Origin of the sequence: Synechococcus sp. CBW1108 (genome assembly GCF_015840335.1) — a bacterium.
In the GTDB taxonomy this organism is placed as follows: domain Bacteria; phylum Cyanobacteriota; class Cyanobacteriia; order PCC-6307; family Cyanobiaceae; genus Cyanobium_A.
In genome coordinates this window covers 1650003-1664281 of record NZ_CP060395.1, presented here as the reverse complement: position 1 = coordinate 1664281, position 14279 = coordinate 1650003, and the positions used below count along the sequence as shown (strand labels likewise).

The following is a 14279-nucleotide window of genomic DNA, read 5'->3' as shown; positions in this document are numbered from 1 at the left end:
TGGCGGCAACGATGACCTCGGCCCAGCTGCAACTGCTCGACGGCTGGTGGCGGGCCGCCAACTACCTGGCGGTGGGCATGATTTACCTGCAGGCCAACCCCCTGCTGAGGGAGCCGCTGCGGCCGGAACACATCAAGAACCGGCTACTGGGCCACTGGGGCTCCAGCCCGGGCCAGGCCTTCATCTGGGCCCATGCCAACCGGGTGATCCGGGCCCACGACCTGAGCATGATCTACCTTTCCGGGCCGGGCCATGGCGCGCCGGGGGTACTGGCCCCCACCTACCTGGACGGCTCCTACAGCGAGATCTATCCCGACAAATCCCAGGACGCCGTCGGCATGGGCCGCTTCCTGAGGCAGTTCTCCTTCCCCGGCCACATCGGCAGCCACTGCACCCCCGAAACGCCCGGCTCGATCCATGAGGGGGGCGAGCTGGGCTATGTGCTCTCCCACGCCTGCGGGGCGGTGTTCGACAACCCGGAGCTGATCGCCCTGGCCTGCGTCGGCGATGGCGAGGCCGAAACCGGGCCCCTTGCCACCAGCTGGCACATCAACAAATTCCTCAATCCCGCCAGCGACGGCGCCGTGCTGCCGGTGCTGCACCTCAACGGTTACAAGATCGCCAATCCCACCCTCCTGGCCCGCATCCCCCGGGCGGAGCTGGCCAGCCTGCTGCTCGGCTATGGCTGGGATCCCTTGTTCGTGGAGGGCAGCGAACCGCTGGCGATGCACGCCGCCATGGCCACCGCCATGGACAACGCCATCGACCGGATCCAGCAGATCCAAATGGAAGCGCGTCGCAGCGGTGATCCCACCGACGTCAGCCGCCCGGCCTGGCCCATGGTTGTGCTGCGCTCCCCGAAAGGCTGGACCGGGCCTAAGGAACTCAATGGCAACAAACTCGAGGGCTTCTGGCGCAGCCACCAGGTCCCCCTGCCAAACCCCAAGGGCGATCCGGCCCAGCTGCAGCAGCTGGAGACCTGGCTGCAGAGCTACCGCCCCGAGGAACTCTTTGATGGCCAGGGCCGCCTGCGGCTCGACCTGCAAGCCCTCTCGCCCAGCGGACAGCGCCGCATGGGCTCCAACCCCCACGCCAATGGCGGCCTGCTGAGGCGCCGGCTGCTGTTGCCCCCCCTGGAGAGCTACGCCGTCGCCGTCGCCGGCCCCGGCCAGCTGGAGCACGAAAACACCGCGCCCCTGGGCGCACTGGTGCGCGACACCATCGGGCTCAACCCCGATTCAGTGAGGGTTTTCGGCCCGGACGAAACCGCCTCCAACCGGCTCCAGGCCATCTACGAACGCAGTAAGAAGGTTTGGCTCGAAGAGCTGCTTCCCGAAGACTCCAACGGCGGCGAATTGAGCCGCAGTGGCCGGGTGGTGGAAATGCTGAGCGAGCACACCCTGGTGGGGATGATGGAGGGCTACCTGCTGACGGGCCGGCATGGGCTTTTCCATACCTACGAGGCCTTCGCCCATGTCATTGCCTCGATGTTCAACCAGCACGCCAAGTGGCTGGAGAGCTGCATACACCATGCCCCCTGGCGGGCGCCGATCTCCGCCTGGACCTGCCTGATCTCCAGCACGGTTTGGCGGCAGGACCACAACGGTTTCACCCACCAGGATCCGGGCTTCATTGACCTGGCCGGCAACAAGAGCGGCGACGTGGTGCGGGTCTATCTGCCCGCCGATGCCAACTGCCTGCTGGCCGTTGCCGAGCAGGCCCTGGTGGAAACCAACGTCTGCAACATCATCGTTAGCGACAAACAACCCCATCTCCAATACCTCACGCTCGAGCAGGCGCGCGCCCATGTGGCCAAGGGGATTGGCCTGTGGAGCTGGGCCAGCAACGACGACTGCAACAGCGACCCTGAAGACCCAGCCGTCGTCATGGCCTGCGCTGGCGACATCCCCACCAAAGAGACCCTGGCAGCTGTGCAAATCTTGCGCCTGGCGATCCCCAGCCTCAAAATTCGGGTGCTCAACGTGGTCAAGCTGTTTGCCCTCACCCAACCCAGCGAGCACCCCCATGGCCTCAGCGATCACGACTTCGACAGCCTGTTCACCACGAATCGACCGGTGATCTTCAACTTTCATGGCTACCCCTGGCTGATTCACCGGCTCACCTATCGCCGTACCAACCACGCCAACTTCCACGTGCGTGGATACAAGGAAAGGGGCAACATCAATACTCCACTAGAACTGGCGATGAACAATCAGATCGACCGCTTTAATTTGGTTATGGACGTCATTGACCGAGTGCCCGGGCTTGGCTCCCGCGCCGCCCACATCAAGGAGCGCATGAAAGAATCGATCCTGGCTAACCGCGCCTACGCCCACCAGCACGGCATCGATGCGGAAAACGTGACGAACTGGCGCTGGGACCTCGGCTCCGAGCTGGCCCATGACGCAGTATTACCGCGATGAGCGATCTCCAACCCAGCAACCTGCGCCTGCCGACGCCTGGCTGCTACGCCGAACCCGACCGCAGTGGCCTGACCGCAGACGACGTCTTCGACGGCCTGACCAGCCACCTCTTCTACACACTCGGAAAGCTGGCCCCCACCGCCAGCCGCCACGACCTCTACATGGCGCTGAGCTACGCCGTGCGCGACCGGCTGATGACCCGCTACCTGGCGGGGATTGAAGCGATCAGCGCCACCCCTACCCGGGTAGTCGCCTACCTCTCGGCCGAATTCCTGATCGGCCCCCAACTGGGCAACAACCTGCTGATGCTCGGCATCCAGGAGGAAGCGGCCGAGGCCCTGCGTCGCTTTGGCATCAACGACATCAACGAGATCCTCGACGTCGAGGAGGAGCCGGGCCTGGGCAACGGCGGCCTGGGCCGGCTGGCGGCCTGCTTCCTCGAATCCCTGGCCTCCCTTGAGATCCCGGCCACTGGCTACGGCATCCGCTACGAATTTGGGATCTTCGACCAGCTGATCCGGGACGGCTGGCAGGTGGAGATCACCGACAAATGGCTCAAGAGCGGCTGGCCCTGGGAGCTGCCCCACCCCGACCAGGCCTGCTTTGTGGGCTTCGGCGGCCGCACCGAGAGCTACCGCGACGACGACGGCACCTACCGGGTGCGCTGGATTCCAAGCGAGCACGCCATCGGCATCCCCCACGATGTGCCGGTGCTGGGCTACCGGGTGAACACCTGCGACCGCCTGCGTCTGTGGCGGGCCGACGCCGCCGAATCCTTCGACTTCTACGCCTTCAACATCGGCGACTACTACGGCGCTGTCGAAGAGAAGGTGGGCAGCGAGACCCTATCCAAGGTGCTCTATCCCAATGACGGCACCGACGAGGGCCGCCGCCTGCGCCTCAAGCAGCAGCACTTCTTCGTGAGTTGCTCGCTCCAGGACATGATCCGCAACCTGGATGCCCGCGGTCTCCCCATCACCGACTTCCCCGACCACTGGTCGGTGCAGCTCAACGACACCCACCCGGCAATCGCGGTGGCCGAGCTGATGCGCCTGCTGATCGACGACAAACACCTCGAGTGGGAGGAGGCCTGGAGCATCACCAGCCGCGCCCTCTCCTACACCAACCACACCCTGCTACCTGAAGCCCTGGAGAAGTGGGGTCTCGAGCTGTTCGGCTCCCTGCTGCCCCGCCATCTGGAGTTGATCTACGAGATCAACCGCCGCTTCCTACAGCAGGTGCGCCTGAAATACCCAGGCAATGAGCAGATACTGAGCAAGGTTTCGATTATCGACGAGGAGGGTGGCAAGGCGGTGCGCATGGCCAACCTGGCAACCGTGGCCTCCCACCACGTCAACGGTGTGGCGGCCCTGCACAGCGAATTGGTCAAAACCGAGCTGTTTCCTGAATTCGCGGCCCTATGGCCCGAGAAGTTCACCAACGTCACCAATGGGGTCACACCGAGGCGCTGGGTGGCCCTGGCCAATCCCCAGCTCTCAGCCCTGTTGAACGAGTCGATCGGAGAGGGCTGGATCAACCGGCTCGACGAGCTGCGCAAGCTGGAGCAGTTCGTCGACGACACCGGCTTCCTGGAACGCTGGGAGGCCACCAAGCTGGCGGTGAAGTGCAAGCTGAGCCACTACATCCACAGCCACACCGGCGTGCTGGTGGATCCGGCTTCGCTCTTTGATGTGCAGGTCAAGCGCATCCACGAGTACAAGCGCCAGCACCTCAATGCCCTGCAGGTGGTGGCCCAGTACCTGCGTATCAAGAACGGCCAAGCCGAGGGGATGGCCCCGCGCACGGTGATCTTCGGCGGCAAGGCGGCGCCGGGCTACTACATGGCCAAACTGATTATTCGTTTCATCAACGGCATCGCCGAAACAATCAATGCCGACCCCGACATGGACGGGCGCCTGCGGGTGATCTTCCTGGCCGACTACAACGTCAAGCTGGGCGAGCGGGTCTACCCGGCCTCCGATCTCTCCGAACAGATCTCCACCGCCGGCAAGGAGGCCTCCGGCACGGGCAATATGAAATTTGCCATGAATGGGGCCCTCACCATCGGCACCCTGGACGGTGCCAACGTGGAGATCCGCGAGCAGGTGGGGGCTGAAAACTTCTTCCTGTTCGGCAAAACCGCCGCAGAAATCTCCGACCTCTCCCGGTGCGGCTACCGCCCCTGGGAGCTGATCGGCGCCATGCCCGAGCTCGCCGAGATCCTGCGGCTGGTGGAGCAGGGCCACTTCAGCAATGGCGATGGCGATCTGTTCAGACCGCTGCTGCAGAACCTCACCGGCCGGGATCCCTTCTTTGTGCTTGCGGATTTCAACGACTACCTGCGCGCGCAGGCCGAAGTGGATCGCACCTGGGCAAATCGGGGCCTCTGGAACCGCATGTCCCTGCTCAATTCCGCCCGCAGCGGCTTCTTCTCCTCCGATCGCTCAATCGAGGAATACGCCGAACGCATCTGGAAAGCTGAGAGCTTCCCAGTAACGATCACCTGCGAAACGGATTAATTCTTGAAAGACAGATTAAGGCCAGCAAATGGGATAGGGGCTCAGCCCCGATCCGGCAGGTCCGGGGTCTGGTGCAGCAGGCGGTTTAGCCTGAGCCGATCGGCGTTGAGGGGGTCGGGGGCCAGTTCTCCGGCAACCTCGCGGAATTTTTGTTCCACCTCTTCAGGCACGCGCACGTCAAAGATGCGCTCCATCAGCGCCTCGATCGAAAACAGATGGGCGTTGATATTCTCCAGATCGGCCATCGCCTGCTGCACCGCATCGGGCTCCACGGCCTCATCGGCCACTGCCCCGGGGCCCTGGGGGGCAGAGACTGACTGATTGGCAGCCGAATCGCTTGCCTCCTGCTGCTTCTGCAACTCCTCCATAACCCGACCCGCCAGGGTTCGAAAAGACTGCAGCGCAGCCCAACTGAGCTCCTGCTGCTGACGCAGGGTGGGATTTTCGCGGATCAGCCGGTCATGTTCCCGGTAAAAACGCTGGCAATCAGGGCATTGGCAGGGCTCTTCGGGCACCGCTTTCCCTTCCGTTCTCAGATTCCATCATGGCACTCATGCCGCCAGGGGGCCCCAGTCAGGCAGGTCTTCGCTGGAGTCGTCGATCTCGCCACTGGCGGCGGGCAGGGGAATCTCAATGGAGGACACCACATTGATCACGTCGCGCAGGCGCATCGAATCGGCAAACCAACCCATGGCCTGCTCGGTGTCGCCGCGACGCTCCGCATCTGTGGCCTGCTCCTCGTGGGATTTGGCCAGAAGGGCCAGCCAGCAGAGGCAGCGGGCCTGAACCACTGAGAGATCCAGCTCGTCGGGCTGACTGGCGGCGATACGTTCGCTCTCCTGCTGCACCAGCAGGCGCAGACGCAGGTCATGGAGCTGGGTCACCGCGATCAGACGATTGGGGCCACGCTAGCCCCGGTGGTCAAATTGAAAAGACCACTACCGGCAGTGGGCACTACCCGATTACTCAGCGCCGTTGGCCCATGGCCCGACGGACCTGGCCGATCCAATGGCGCGGCTGATCGTTGGCCTGCATGCGCCAGCTGGCCATCGAGCGGGCCAGGGGAAGGCCGCCCCGCTGAAGCACCGCCCCCACATGCACTGCAACGCAGAGGGCAATGGCCAGCCAGGCCACCAGATGGACGCCGTACACCCAGTGATCGAGCACGCCCTGGCGCAGCCAGTCTTCCTGCATCAACTTGCCGCTGCCCACCGCCAGGGCCAGGGCCAGCAGGGCCAGGGCGTTGGCCGGCTGCTGCAGGCGCCGCCGGCCAACGCTGAGGGCATAGACGCCAAACAGCAGGGTCACCGGCCAGAGCAGGACCCCAGTGCTGCCGTGGAGGTCGATCCAGTCTCCGCCGATCCGCCAGGGCAGGCGACCCCAGCGGCCATCGAGGTTCGAGTACACCAGCAGCCCACTCAGCCAGGCCAGGGGCACCAAAACAGCGGTGGCCCCGTGCAGCAGCCTTAGCAGGGAAGGTTGGTAGGGGCGGCCCATCGGAGCTGGCGGCTGCAGAGGACTACTGGAGCACGGGGCTGGCGGGACTCGAACCCACGACCTACGGTTTAGGAAACCGCCTGGGCCACAGGTACTGCAAGGGGTCTGGGCACCTCTTGCCTAGTGACTTGCCTAAATCAGGTCCATCGAGGTCGACCAGGAGCAGCCAAGAGCGACAACAAGCGACTCTCCAGCGCGCCCCGAGCGGCAGCGAAACCCCGCATCCGCTTGCCCGGAGCCAGCGAGCCATGGGCTTGACATGACCGGGGCGGAGAACCCGCACAGGCCACGCCCCATGCAGCCTTATTCAAGGAAAGCCCGTTTCCCTTGAATAAGATGCAGCCTTGTTCAAGGTTCGCGGGGGAGGGCCCATGCAGCGGGACGGCACGGGCCGCTACGAGATCACCAGCACCGCTGGCGAGTCCGTTCGCGCCTTTGCCCCGACCCCGTTGCCGCCAGAGCCGCCTGTGCTGCTTGAGGGTGCTCTCCAGACGCTGCATGAACGGGCGCTGCTGGCCTGCGGCCGTCTGGATGGCGTCTCCTCCTTGCTGCCCGATCCCGAACTATTCCTCTACGCCTACGTGCGGCGGGAGGCCCTGCTGTCCTCCCAGATCGAGGGGACCCAGTCGTCCCTCTCCGACCTGCTGCTGTTTGAGCTGGAGGAAGCCCCAGGCGTTCCCTTCAACGATGTGGTCGAAGTCTCCAGCTATGTGGCGGGAATGGAGCACGGCCTCACGCGGCTGCGGGAGGGCTTCCCGCTCTCCTCCCGTCTGCTGCGCGAAATCCACGCCCGGCTGCTGGCAAGGGGCCGCGGAGCCGACCGGCTGCCCGGGGAGTTCCGCCGCAGTCAGAACTGGATCGGCGGCACCCGACCTGGCAACGCCAGCTTCGTGCCGCCACCCCCGGGACTGGTGGAGACGTGCATGGGCCAGCTGGAGCACTTCATCCATGGCACGCCTGACGGGGCCCATGCCCTGCCGGTGCTGGTGCGAGCTGCCCTGGCCCATGTGCAGTTCGAAACCATCCACCCGTTTCTGGACGGCAACGGCCGCTTGGGCCGGCTCCTGATCCTGTTGATGCTGATCGATGCCGGGGTTCTGCAGCAGCCTTTGCTCTACCTGAGCTTGTTCTTCAAGCAACACCGCAGCCGCTACTACGAACTGCTCAATGGCGTCCGCCTGAATGGCGACTGGGAGGCCTGGATTGATTTCTTCCTGGAAGGGGTGGAGAGCACGGCGACAGCCGCAGTCACCACCGCTCACCGGCTGCTGGCGTTGTTCCGCACCGACGAGGCCAAGCTGGGCGGGCTGGGTCGCTCCGGCCCCAGTGTGCGTCGGGTGTTTGCGGCCCTCTGCCGGCGGCCACTGAACAGCATCGGTCAGCTCAGCGCCGCCTGTGACCTGAGCTTTCCGACCGCTGCAAAAGCTCTGGAGGCCCTCGTGAAACTCGGCATTGCGCGGGAGATCACTGGCGGCCAGCGCAATCGCCTCTTTGCCTACGACGCCTATCTGGCCATCCTCAGCGAAGGCGCCGAACCGCTCTGAAAGAAAGCGGGTGGGCTGACGGCAGCTCAGCCCGGTAGCCGCGTCGCCAGATCAGCCGGCACGCGGAAGATCTCCCGCTTGCCATCCTTCCCCGGAACCAGCAGACCACGGCCCGCCAGCTTCTGCAGATCACTGCGGGCCGTCTGGTTGCTCACGCCATGACTGCTCTGGTGGGAGAGCACCGTGTAGCGGAAGCCTGCGTGCCGCAGGGCATGGCGCAGCAGGGCCAGCTGGCGGTGGTTGAGCCCCTCCATGCCCTCCAGTCGCCGCTGCAGGGCGCCCACCTCGCCGGCTTTGCGCTCCAGATAGGCGTGCAGGTTGGTGATGGCCTGCTGGATCACCTTCACCTGGGTCAGCAGGAAGTAGGTGAGGTCGTTGTCGTCGCTCTCACTGAGCAGGAACGAGCGCTCGTACTGGCCCCGGGCTTTGTTGATCACCGAGGAGATCGAGATGAACTCGAACAGCCAGTAGCCCTGATGGAGCATCGCCCAGTAGAAGAGCGCCCGGGCCGTGCGGCCGTTGCCATCGCAGAAGGGGTGGTCGTAGGCCAACCAGAAGTGCAGGGTGATGGCTCGCACCACAGGGTGGAGGAACACCGCCGGGGTCTCACCGTTGGCAAACCTGCACAGCAGCTCCAGGCGCTGCTCCAGCTCTCCGGCTGGTGGAGGCACGTGGAACACCGTTCCGTAGGCGTCATCCACCACCACCTCCTTGCCAGGAGGGCGCAGCCGGCCGGCATCAGCCGGATCATCCAGCGTGTCCTGGCTCACCAGCCGGTGGAGATCCAGCACCAGCTGCGGGGTCAATGGCTGATCCTTGAGCTCCCGGATGCGCTGCATTGTCCGGTAGTTGTTGAGGATCATCTGCTCGGAGCGATCCCGGGGCGCACGGCGGCTGCGGATCATGGCCTTGGCCACATCCCGCGTCGTCGCCGCACCCTCCATCTGGGAGGAGGTGATCGCCTCCTCCATCAGCGAGCTCAGCAGGTAGCGATCGCGGGTGGAGGGAGTGGTGACGGCTTCCGGGGCCATCACGCTGGCGCCGGCCTTCATGTCGATCTCATGGAGGCCCTTGAGCAGCATCGGCGGTTGGCAGAGCCAGAAGGGGCCGCCATCGCTGCTCAGCAGAGGCAACGCAATGCTTGTGCCCCGGCGAGCAAGCTTCTCGGCGAGCCACCACTGCTCATGACTGAGCCCTTGCGGCGGCGGGCGATGACGCAGCTCATCCCAGTGGAGATAGCGATCCCCTTGCGTAGCCGCGGCCAGTTGCGCGAGCACGGGCATGGCCTCCTGCAGCCCGCCGCCCTGGGCGAGCAATCCCTCCATCGGCGGAGGCCTGCGGGGCAGACGGGTGGACAACTCCCAATGAACTCCTAACTTTGCCCAAATTAGGAGATGATTAGGAGTTGTGCTCGTGCCCGAGAGGCAGAAACCCCATGGCTGCCTGAAAAGAGGCCTCAAGCACTGCCTGGCCATCTTGAGGCGCTTGGCACTGAGTGAGGTGCCTGCCTTCGCTCGAGAGGTGCTCCAGTCGGCGACGGCCGTCCTTCAGCGTGCCACGGCTGCGCCGTGGCGTGCATCGGCCAGCCGCCGCCGCCCTCCGCTCTGGGGGCCGGTGTTGGGGTGGCGGGCAGGGCCGCTCTCCCGCGGCTGCGGTGGCCGGGCATTCGCCCGCATCAATGGGGGCAGAGGAGGGCCCCAGGCCTCCTCGCGCGGCTGCGCGGCCAGCTGAGCATTCAGGGCTAAATCTGGCGGTCTTGCTGATCAGTTTTCAAGTCCGCCAGCGGATGGCTTTGCTTTGTGCAGATCCATTGCCCTGCAGCCACTCTGTCCGCTGCAGAGTGCATTTGTACTGGTAGAATAAGAGCTGCGCCAAAGGCCAAGAGCCCATCGCCGGCGGCAACCTCATCCCCTGGTCTCGCCATCACAGCTGCGTATGCCTAAGCGGCAGTGATGCCCCGATCAGTTGTCCTTCTGGCAACTGAATCCATGGCCTTATGTATTCAATCGCGGCCGGAAATTGTTCCGGCGCGCTCTCTGGTGATCGCTGCCGGCGGCGGCCGTGATCTGGCTTGGCCCCATCAGCGCGTTGCCGCTGAGCTGCTCGCCCGCGCGGGCGGCCGGCTGGTGCATCTGGTTCTCCATGGCGGGGCCCGTGGCGCCGATGTCGCCATTGGCCGCGCGGCCCATCAGCTGGGCTGGTCTTCCGTGGTGATGCCAGCCCAGTGGGAGCGGCACGGCCGCGCGGCTGGTCCGATCCGCAATCGGGAGCTACTCGAGCAGGCCATTGCCCGGGCCGTGGCCCACACCTCCCCGGTTTCGATCGCCTCGGTGCTGGTGGTGGCGTTCCCCGGGGGCCTTGGCACCGCCTCGCTCGTGCAGCAGGCCCGCCGCATGGCCTCCCGTTCGCCGGTGCCGATCTCGGTGGCCGAGGTCAGCACGTCCGCCGGGCTCTGGGCCGTTCCGGCAGGGGTCACCCGTCCCTGATACCCACCACAAGCCTTTGGCGTTCTGTGGCGCCTACTGCTCCATTCCCCTTCTCTCCTCTCACCGTCATGGCCGTTCTCACCACCATCCCCACCGCTGCCGCCACTGCTTCGGCCCCGGAAGCCTCAGGTCCTGCCTGTTCCCTGCAGCGGTCCGGTTCCCTATGGCAGCTGGGCATCGAGGCCCAGGAGCTCACCAGTGCCATCGGCCAGCTGGCTGAGCAGTTGGAGGCGGATGATCCAGGGCACCGCGCTTCAGCCCTCGCCGAGCTGGAGGCGGCACTCCTTGCAGAGGAGGGCAACAAAGCAGCCCTGGCGGCCAAGGCCGATGCCACCTGCTGGGTGATCGAGCACCTGCGCGGCCAGGCCGCCTACCGCCAGCAGCAGGCCAAGCGCCTCAGCGATCTGGCCCGCTCCGATGCCGGCCGCGCCGATTCCCTGGAGGAGTCGCTGGTCTTCGTCCTCACCCAGCTGCAACCAGCAGCCACCCGCTTCTCGTTCCCCAATCACGAGCTCAGCAGCCGCAAGTCCTCGGCCGTCGTGATCGACGACGAAGAGGCCCTCGATTCCGAGTGGCTCATGGTCACGACCACCAGCAAGCCGGATCGAGCCGCCATCAAAGAGGCCCTCAAGGCTGGTCGCCAGATCAGCGGCGCTCAGCTCCTTTCCCGCCGTTCCTGGCGCATCCACTGACGGCAGCCAGAGGGGGCATCGCCCCTTCCCAACGGGCCCGCGCCTGGAGTGGGCCCCTGTCCTCCAATCCCGATCTCCAACCGTCCTCACCCCCGGAAAACAGCCATGACCACCGCCGTCTTCTCACCTGAGCAGGTCGCCGCTCTCTCGGCTCCGCTCGATCGCTCCAAGGTCAAGCAGCGCGAGCAGGGTCGCGCCAAGGTCAGCTACCTGGAGGGCTGGCAAGCCATCGCCGAAGCCAATCGCATCTTTGGCTTTGACGGCTGGCAGCGCGAAACCATCGCCGTGGAGTGCGTCAACCAGAGCGAGCGCTCCATTGGCCGTGATGGTCGCTCGGGCTGGGGCGTCACCTACACCGCACGAGTCCGCATCACGGTGGGTGCTGGCGAATGCAGCCCCCTGATCCGTGAGGGCAGCGGGGCCGGCCACGGCATCGACATCGACCTGGGCCAGGCCCACGAATCGGCCATCAAGGAAGCCGAGACCGATGCCATGAAGCGGGCCCTGATGACCTTCGGGAACCCATTTGGCCTGGCCCTGTATGACCGTCTTCAGCGCGGCGTGACCTCATCGGCCGGTGGAGAGGAACGGGGCCGCCCCGAGCAACGGGATCCTGCTCCTGTCGTCACCCGAGCCACGCAGCATGGATCTCAACAGCCCAGCCCGCCCCAGCGGGGTCCGGCAGTGCAGCCCCCTGAAGCGGAGCAGGTTGATCCTGCCCTGGCACCGCTGGATACCGCCACGATCCACCAGCTCCACAGCACCATCCGCTCTCTGCCTCGGCCTGCCCTGGAGGGCTTCACCAAGGCGTTCCGCAAGCGCTTCCAGGTGCCGTCCGATGCCCCCTCGATTGCTGATCGGATCTGCCAGCAGTGTCATCACGACTGGATCGAAGCCTTCCTGGTGCAGCACCAGCCCAGCAGAGTTCAGCTGGTTCCTGTTGAGGCGGCCTGAGATTCGCAGGCCGGCCCACGACATCAAAAAACCCCCGCCGGATGGCGGGGGGCAGACGCGATGGGCTGGTTCAGCTGGTCCTACGGAAGGTGGATCCACACGCATGTAGGGAGCCGCAGATCCCGTGCCAGCTTGGCCACGGTCGCTGCCACTTCCTGCAGCCTGTTCAGGGGAATGGTCTCCGCTGCCGGGTCGGCTGCGTCGAACGAGGCTCCCATGACATGGATCGAGTTGGCAGCATCAAGCGGAGCAACACCGTGTTTGTCCATCGCCTCCAGATGAGCATCCTCTTGAAGCTGTTGCTCAGGCGGGATCTGGTCGGCAATCGGCTTGAGCTGGAGCCCATTGGGAGTTGCCACCAGATTCACGCGCAAGCCCTCAAACTCAGAGAGGCGTGACAGGTCACCGAAGCGCCGACTGCAGGCCAGCGCCCGGTGGAGGTTATTGGCTGCATCGATGATGCTGACGACAGCGAATGGAACCCCATAAGGGGATGTTCCATACCAGTTGATCTGATGCAGGATGCCCGTCGAGGGCTGGGATTCGGTCATCACGAACGTGGGCGTGGTCTGTGGACGTTGAGAACGAAAGGGCAACAGGGTCTGAGTCTTGAACCCCTGCCGGAACCGAGGGAGATGCAGCTTCCCAGTTGATGAACGCCTGGTTTTCAGGCACATGACTGATCAACAAGCAACGGCATTTGCTTGGCACGGCTCCCATCAAGCTGATGGGGCCACTTCGCGGGGGCAGGCGCCAGTCGGGGCTGATTGCTCGCGCCGCCGAGAGCCTTGCGGCCGCGGCATTTGTACCGCGGGTTTGTCGAGTCCAGGACCCTCAACACTTCGCGGAACTGTCCCTTTGGCGTGATCGCCAGCAGAACCTTCGCCGCCTCCACGATCGGCTTGATCGCCCGAGCAAACGCAGGATCGCTGATCAGGGTGTGCATGGGCCGCTGCCGGAAGCCGACCTGCTCGCCTTTGCTGTTGATCAGAACCGGCCTGGTCACCGGGTTGATCTCCTTCAGGGCCTGATAGACCTGAGGCGGAATGCGGTGATACACGAGATCAGCGAGGCAGCTCGCTGTGGCGGGAGACCCCCAGCGATGACCAACGACCGATTCGTAGAACTGCCGGAACTGGGCATCAAACAGAGGTTCAGGGCGCTCTGTACCGAGGTCGATCCAGGCTTCCAACAGCCGCTCTTCCACCGAGCGGTGGTCCACGATCCCAAAGGCCTGCTGGCACAGCGCGATCAGTGAAACCTCAGCGCCGATCTCCAGCATGCGCACTGCAGCCGGGCCATAGGTCCGCGACGTCCGGCTGAGCTCCCCCCAGAAGCGGATCAGCGTCTGGTGGTCCATGGTCGTCGCATAGCCAGCGGGCCCCGCAAAGGGCACATCCAGCAGCAGAGGCCCTGGGCAGGGCGTGCTGGCCGCTGGATCACCTGCGATCACAGGGGTCTGGGCAGGCCCTGGTTCAGGCATGTTCCCCTGAACAACGCGCTCGATCGTGCGTTGAGCCTGGGAGTTGGAGAGCATGTGCACCGAGGCCGCGGCGCTCCGCATCGAGAAGCGGAAGCTGCCATCCGGCATCAGGAAGGCGTCCAGCGTGGCAGGGCCGTAGCGGACCTTTCGCAGCTGCGCCGCGTAGGCGTTGGCTTCAGCTGGGGGCTGAATTTCCTTGAGGTGATCCAGTCCCCTGGGCTTTTTGGAGCTGCGGTTGACAGCAATCGGGGCCTGTTCAGCCTCGTAAACAAGACGCGCGCAATCTGGCTGCGCGCTCAGTGGCGCGGTAGCTTCGGTCAAGATGACCTCCTCCGGTTATCAGTGGCGTGCTGTTGGCGCAGCACGTCGGCCATTTGACCCCTGGGTGCGCTGCATCTGGGGGTCTCCCCCTACGCAGACACCACAGATGGCGTTACGGCCGATGGGAACAAATTAACTGCCCTGCCACGAAGTGACCAGCACGGTCAGTGAAGAATTCCCGGGAAGCCATTGATTTTTACTAGCCCCCTGTGCTTCCTGCGGTGCCGCATGATGCACAGGGGGCTAGTAAGCTACGACCCCGTCAAACAGTCTTCCAGATTTCTTTAGGTTTCCAGATCAAGAACCCCTTGCGCTGCAAGAGATCTGCGAAGTTAGAGTCTCAGGATTTATGTCAGCACA

13 protein-coding genes are annotated in these 14279 nt (G+C 64.7%); 6 read left to right on the top strand and 7 right to left on the bottom strand.

Going from position 1 to position 14279, the window contains the following annotated elements:
• The first annotated feature begins 11 nt into the window (after window positions 1–11).
• Window positions 12–2423, top strand: a complete 2412-nt coding sequence (locus H8F27_RS08955) for a phosphoketolase (RefSeq protein ID WP_231596163.1) — start codon at window positions 12–14, stop codon at window positions 2421–2423.
• Entirely contained in the window at window positions 2420–4942 is a 2523-nt protein-coding gene (locus H8F27_RS08950) for a glycogen/starch/alpha-glucan phosphorylase (RefSeq protein ID WP_197147815.1), read from the top strand. The genes H8F27_RS08955 and H8F27_RS08950 overlap by 4 nt, the downstream gene beginning before the upstream one ends.
• Before the next feature lie 41 nt (window positions 4943–4983).
• On the opposite strand, the gene H8F27_RS08945 is transcribed toward H8F27_RS08950, so the two are convergent.
• From H8F27_RS08945 to H8F27_RS08935, 3 genes are all read right to left on the bottom strand, one after another.
• Window positions 4984–5457 (bottom strand): hypothetical protein, encoded by a 474-nt coding sequence (locus H8F27_RS08945; protein ID WP_197147814.1) that lies wholly within the window; start codon window positions 5455–5457, stop codon window positions 4984–4986.
• 36 nt (window positions 5458–5493) lie between these two features.
• The gene (locus H8F27_RS08940) at window positions 5494–5826 is read right to left on the bottom strand and encodes a hypothetical protein (RefSeq protein ID WP_197147813.1); all 333 of its coding nucleotides are present in this window, start codon (window positions 5824–5826) and stop codon (window positions 5494–5496) included.
• Window positions 5827–5908: 82 nt separating this feature from the next.
• A complete protein-coding gene (locus H8F27_RS08935) occupies window positions 5909–6439 on the bottom strand; it encodes a cytochrome b/b6 domain-containing protein (RefSeq protein ID WP_197147812.1) in 531 nt (176 codons plus the stop codon).
• A gap of 371 nt (window positions 6440–6810) precedes the next feature.
• Here H8F27_RS08935 and H8F27_RS08930 point away from each other — a divergent pair, with 371 nt between their 5' ends.
• Window positions 6811–7983, top strand: coding sequence for a Fic family protein (locus tag H8F27_RS08930; RefSeq protein WP_197147811.1), 1173 nt, complete (start codon window positions 6811–6813; stop codon window positions 7981–7983).
• Between the two features lie 26 nt (window positions 7984–8009).
• Here H8F27_RS08930 and H8F27_RS08925 read toward each other — a convergent pair whose 3' ends face one another.
• Together H8F27_RS08925 and H8F27_RS18025 are read right to left on the bottom strand one after the other, a co-directional pair.
• Window positions 8010–9341, bottom strand: coding sequence for a Fic family protein (locus H8F27_RS08925; protein ID WP_231596162.1), 1332 nt, complete (start codon window positions 9339–9341; stop codon window positions 8010–8012).
• 189 nt (window positions 9342–9530) lie between these two features.
• Window positions 9531–9659, bottom strand: a complete 129-nt coding sequence (locus H8F27_RS18025) for a hypothetical protein (RefSeq protein ID WP_255517687.1) — start codon at window positions 9657–9659, stop codon at window positions 9531–9533.
• Window positions 9660–9971: 312 nt separating this feature from the next.
• On the opposite strand from H8F27_RS18025, the gene H8F27_RS08920 reads away from it, so the two are divergent.
• From H8F27_RS08920 to H8F27_RS08910, 3 genes are all read left to right on the top strand, one after another.
• Window positions 9972–10469: a hypothetical protein gene (locus tag H8F27_RS08920; protein ID WP_197147810.1), complete on the top strand. Its 498-nt coding sequence runs from the start codon at window positions 9972–9974 to the stop codon at window positions 10467–10469.
• Window positions 10470–10537: 68 nt separating this feature from the next.
• On the top strand, window positions 10538–11161 hold the full coding sequence (locus tag H8F27_RS08915; RefSeq protein WP_197147809.1) for a siphovirus Gp157 family protein: 624 nt from the start codon (window positions 10538–10540) through the stop codon (window positions 11159–11161).
• Window positions 11162–11266: 105 nt separating this feature from the next.
• A complete protein-coding gene (locus H8F27_RS08910; RefSeq protein ID WP_197147808.1) occupies window positions 11267–12115 on the top strand; it encodes an RAD52 family DNA repair protein in 849 nt (282 codons plus the stop codon).
• A gap of 80 nt (window positions 12116–12195) precedes the next feature.
• Here H8F27_RS08910 and H8F27_RS08905 read toward each other — a convergent pair whose 3' ends face one another.
• A complete protein-coding gene (locus H8F27_RS08905) occupies window positions 12196–12666 on the bottom strand; it encodes a hypothetical protein (protein ID WP_197147807.1) in 471 nt (156 codons plus the stop codon).
• 116 nt (window positions 12667–12782) lie between these two features.
• Entirely contained in the window at window positions 12783–13919 is a 1137-nt protein-coding gene (locus H8F27_RS08900; RefSeq protein ID WP_197147806.1) for a hypothetical protein, read from the bottom strand.
• Window positions 13920–14279 lie beyond the last annotated feature (360 nt).

Coding starts and splice junctions, on each gene's coding strand:
- H8F27_RS08930 (WP_197147811.1), top strand. CDS start 6,811: ATGCAGCGGGACGGCACGGGCCGCTACGAGATCACCAGCACCGCTGGC.
- H8F27_RS08915 (WP_197147809.1), top strand. CDS start 10,538: ATGGCCGTTCTCACCACCATCCCCACCGCTGCCGCCACTGCTTCGGCC.
- H8F27_RS08955 (WP_231596163.1), top strand. CDS start 12: ATGACCTCGGCCCAGCTGCAACTGCTCGACGGCTGGTGGCGGGCCGCC.
- H8F27_RS08950 (WP_197147815.1), top strand. CDS start 2,420: ATGAGCGATCTCCAACCCAGCAACCTGCGCCTGCCGACGCCTGGCTGC.
- H8F27_RS08920 (WP_197147810.1), top strand. CDS start 9,972: ATGGCCTTATGTATTCAATCGCGGCCGGAAATTGTTCCGGCGCGCTCT.
- H8F27_RS08905 (WP_197147807.1), bottom strand. CDS start 12,666: ATGACCGAATCCCAGCCCTCGACGGGCATCCTGCATCAGATCAACTGG.
- H8F27_RS08935 (WP_197147812.1), bottom strand. CDS start 6,439: ATGGGCCGCCCCTACCAACCTTCCCTGCTAAGGCTGCTGCACGGGGCC.
- H8F27_RS08910 (WP_197147808.1), top strand. CDS start 11,267: ATGACCACCGCCGTCTTCTCACCTGAGCAGGTCGCCGCTCTCTCGGCT.
- H8F27_RS18025 (WP_255517687.1), bottom strand. CDS start 9,659: ATGCGGGCGAATGCCCGGCCACCGCAGCCGCGGGAGAGCGGCCCTGCC.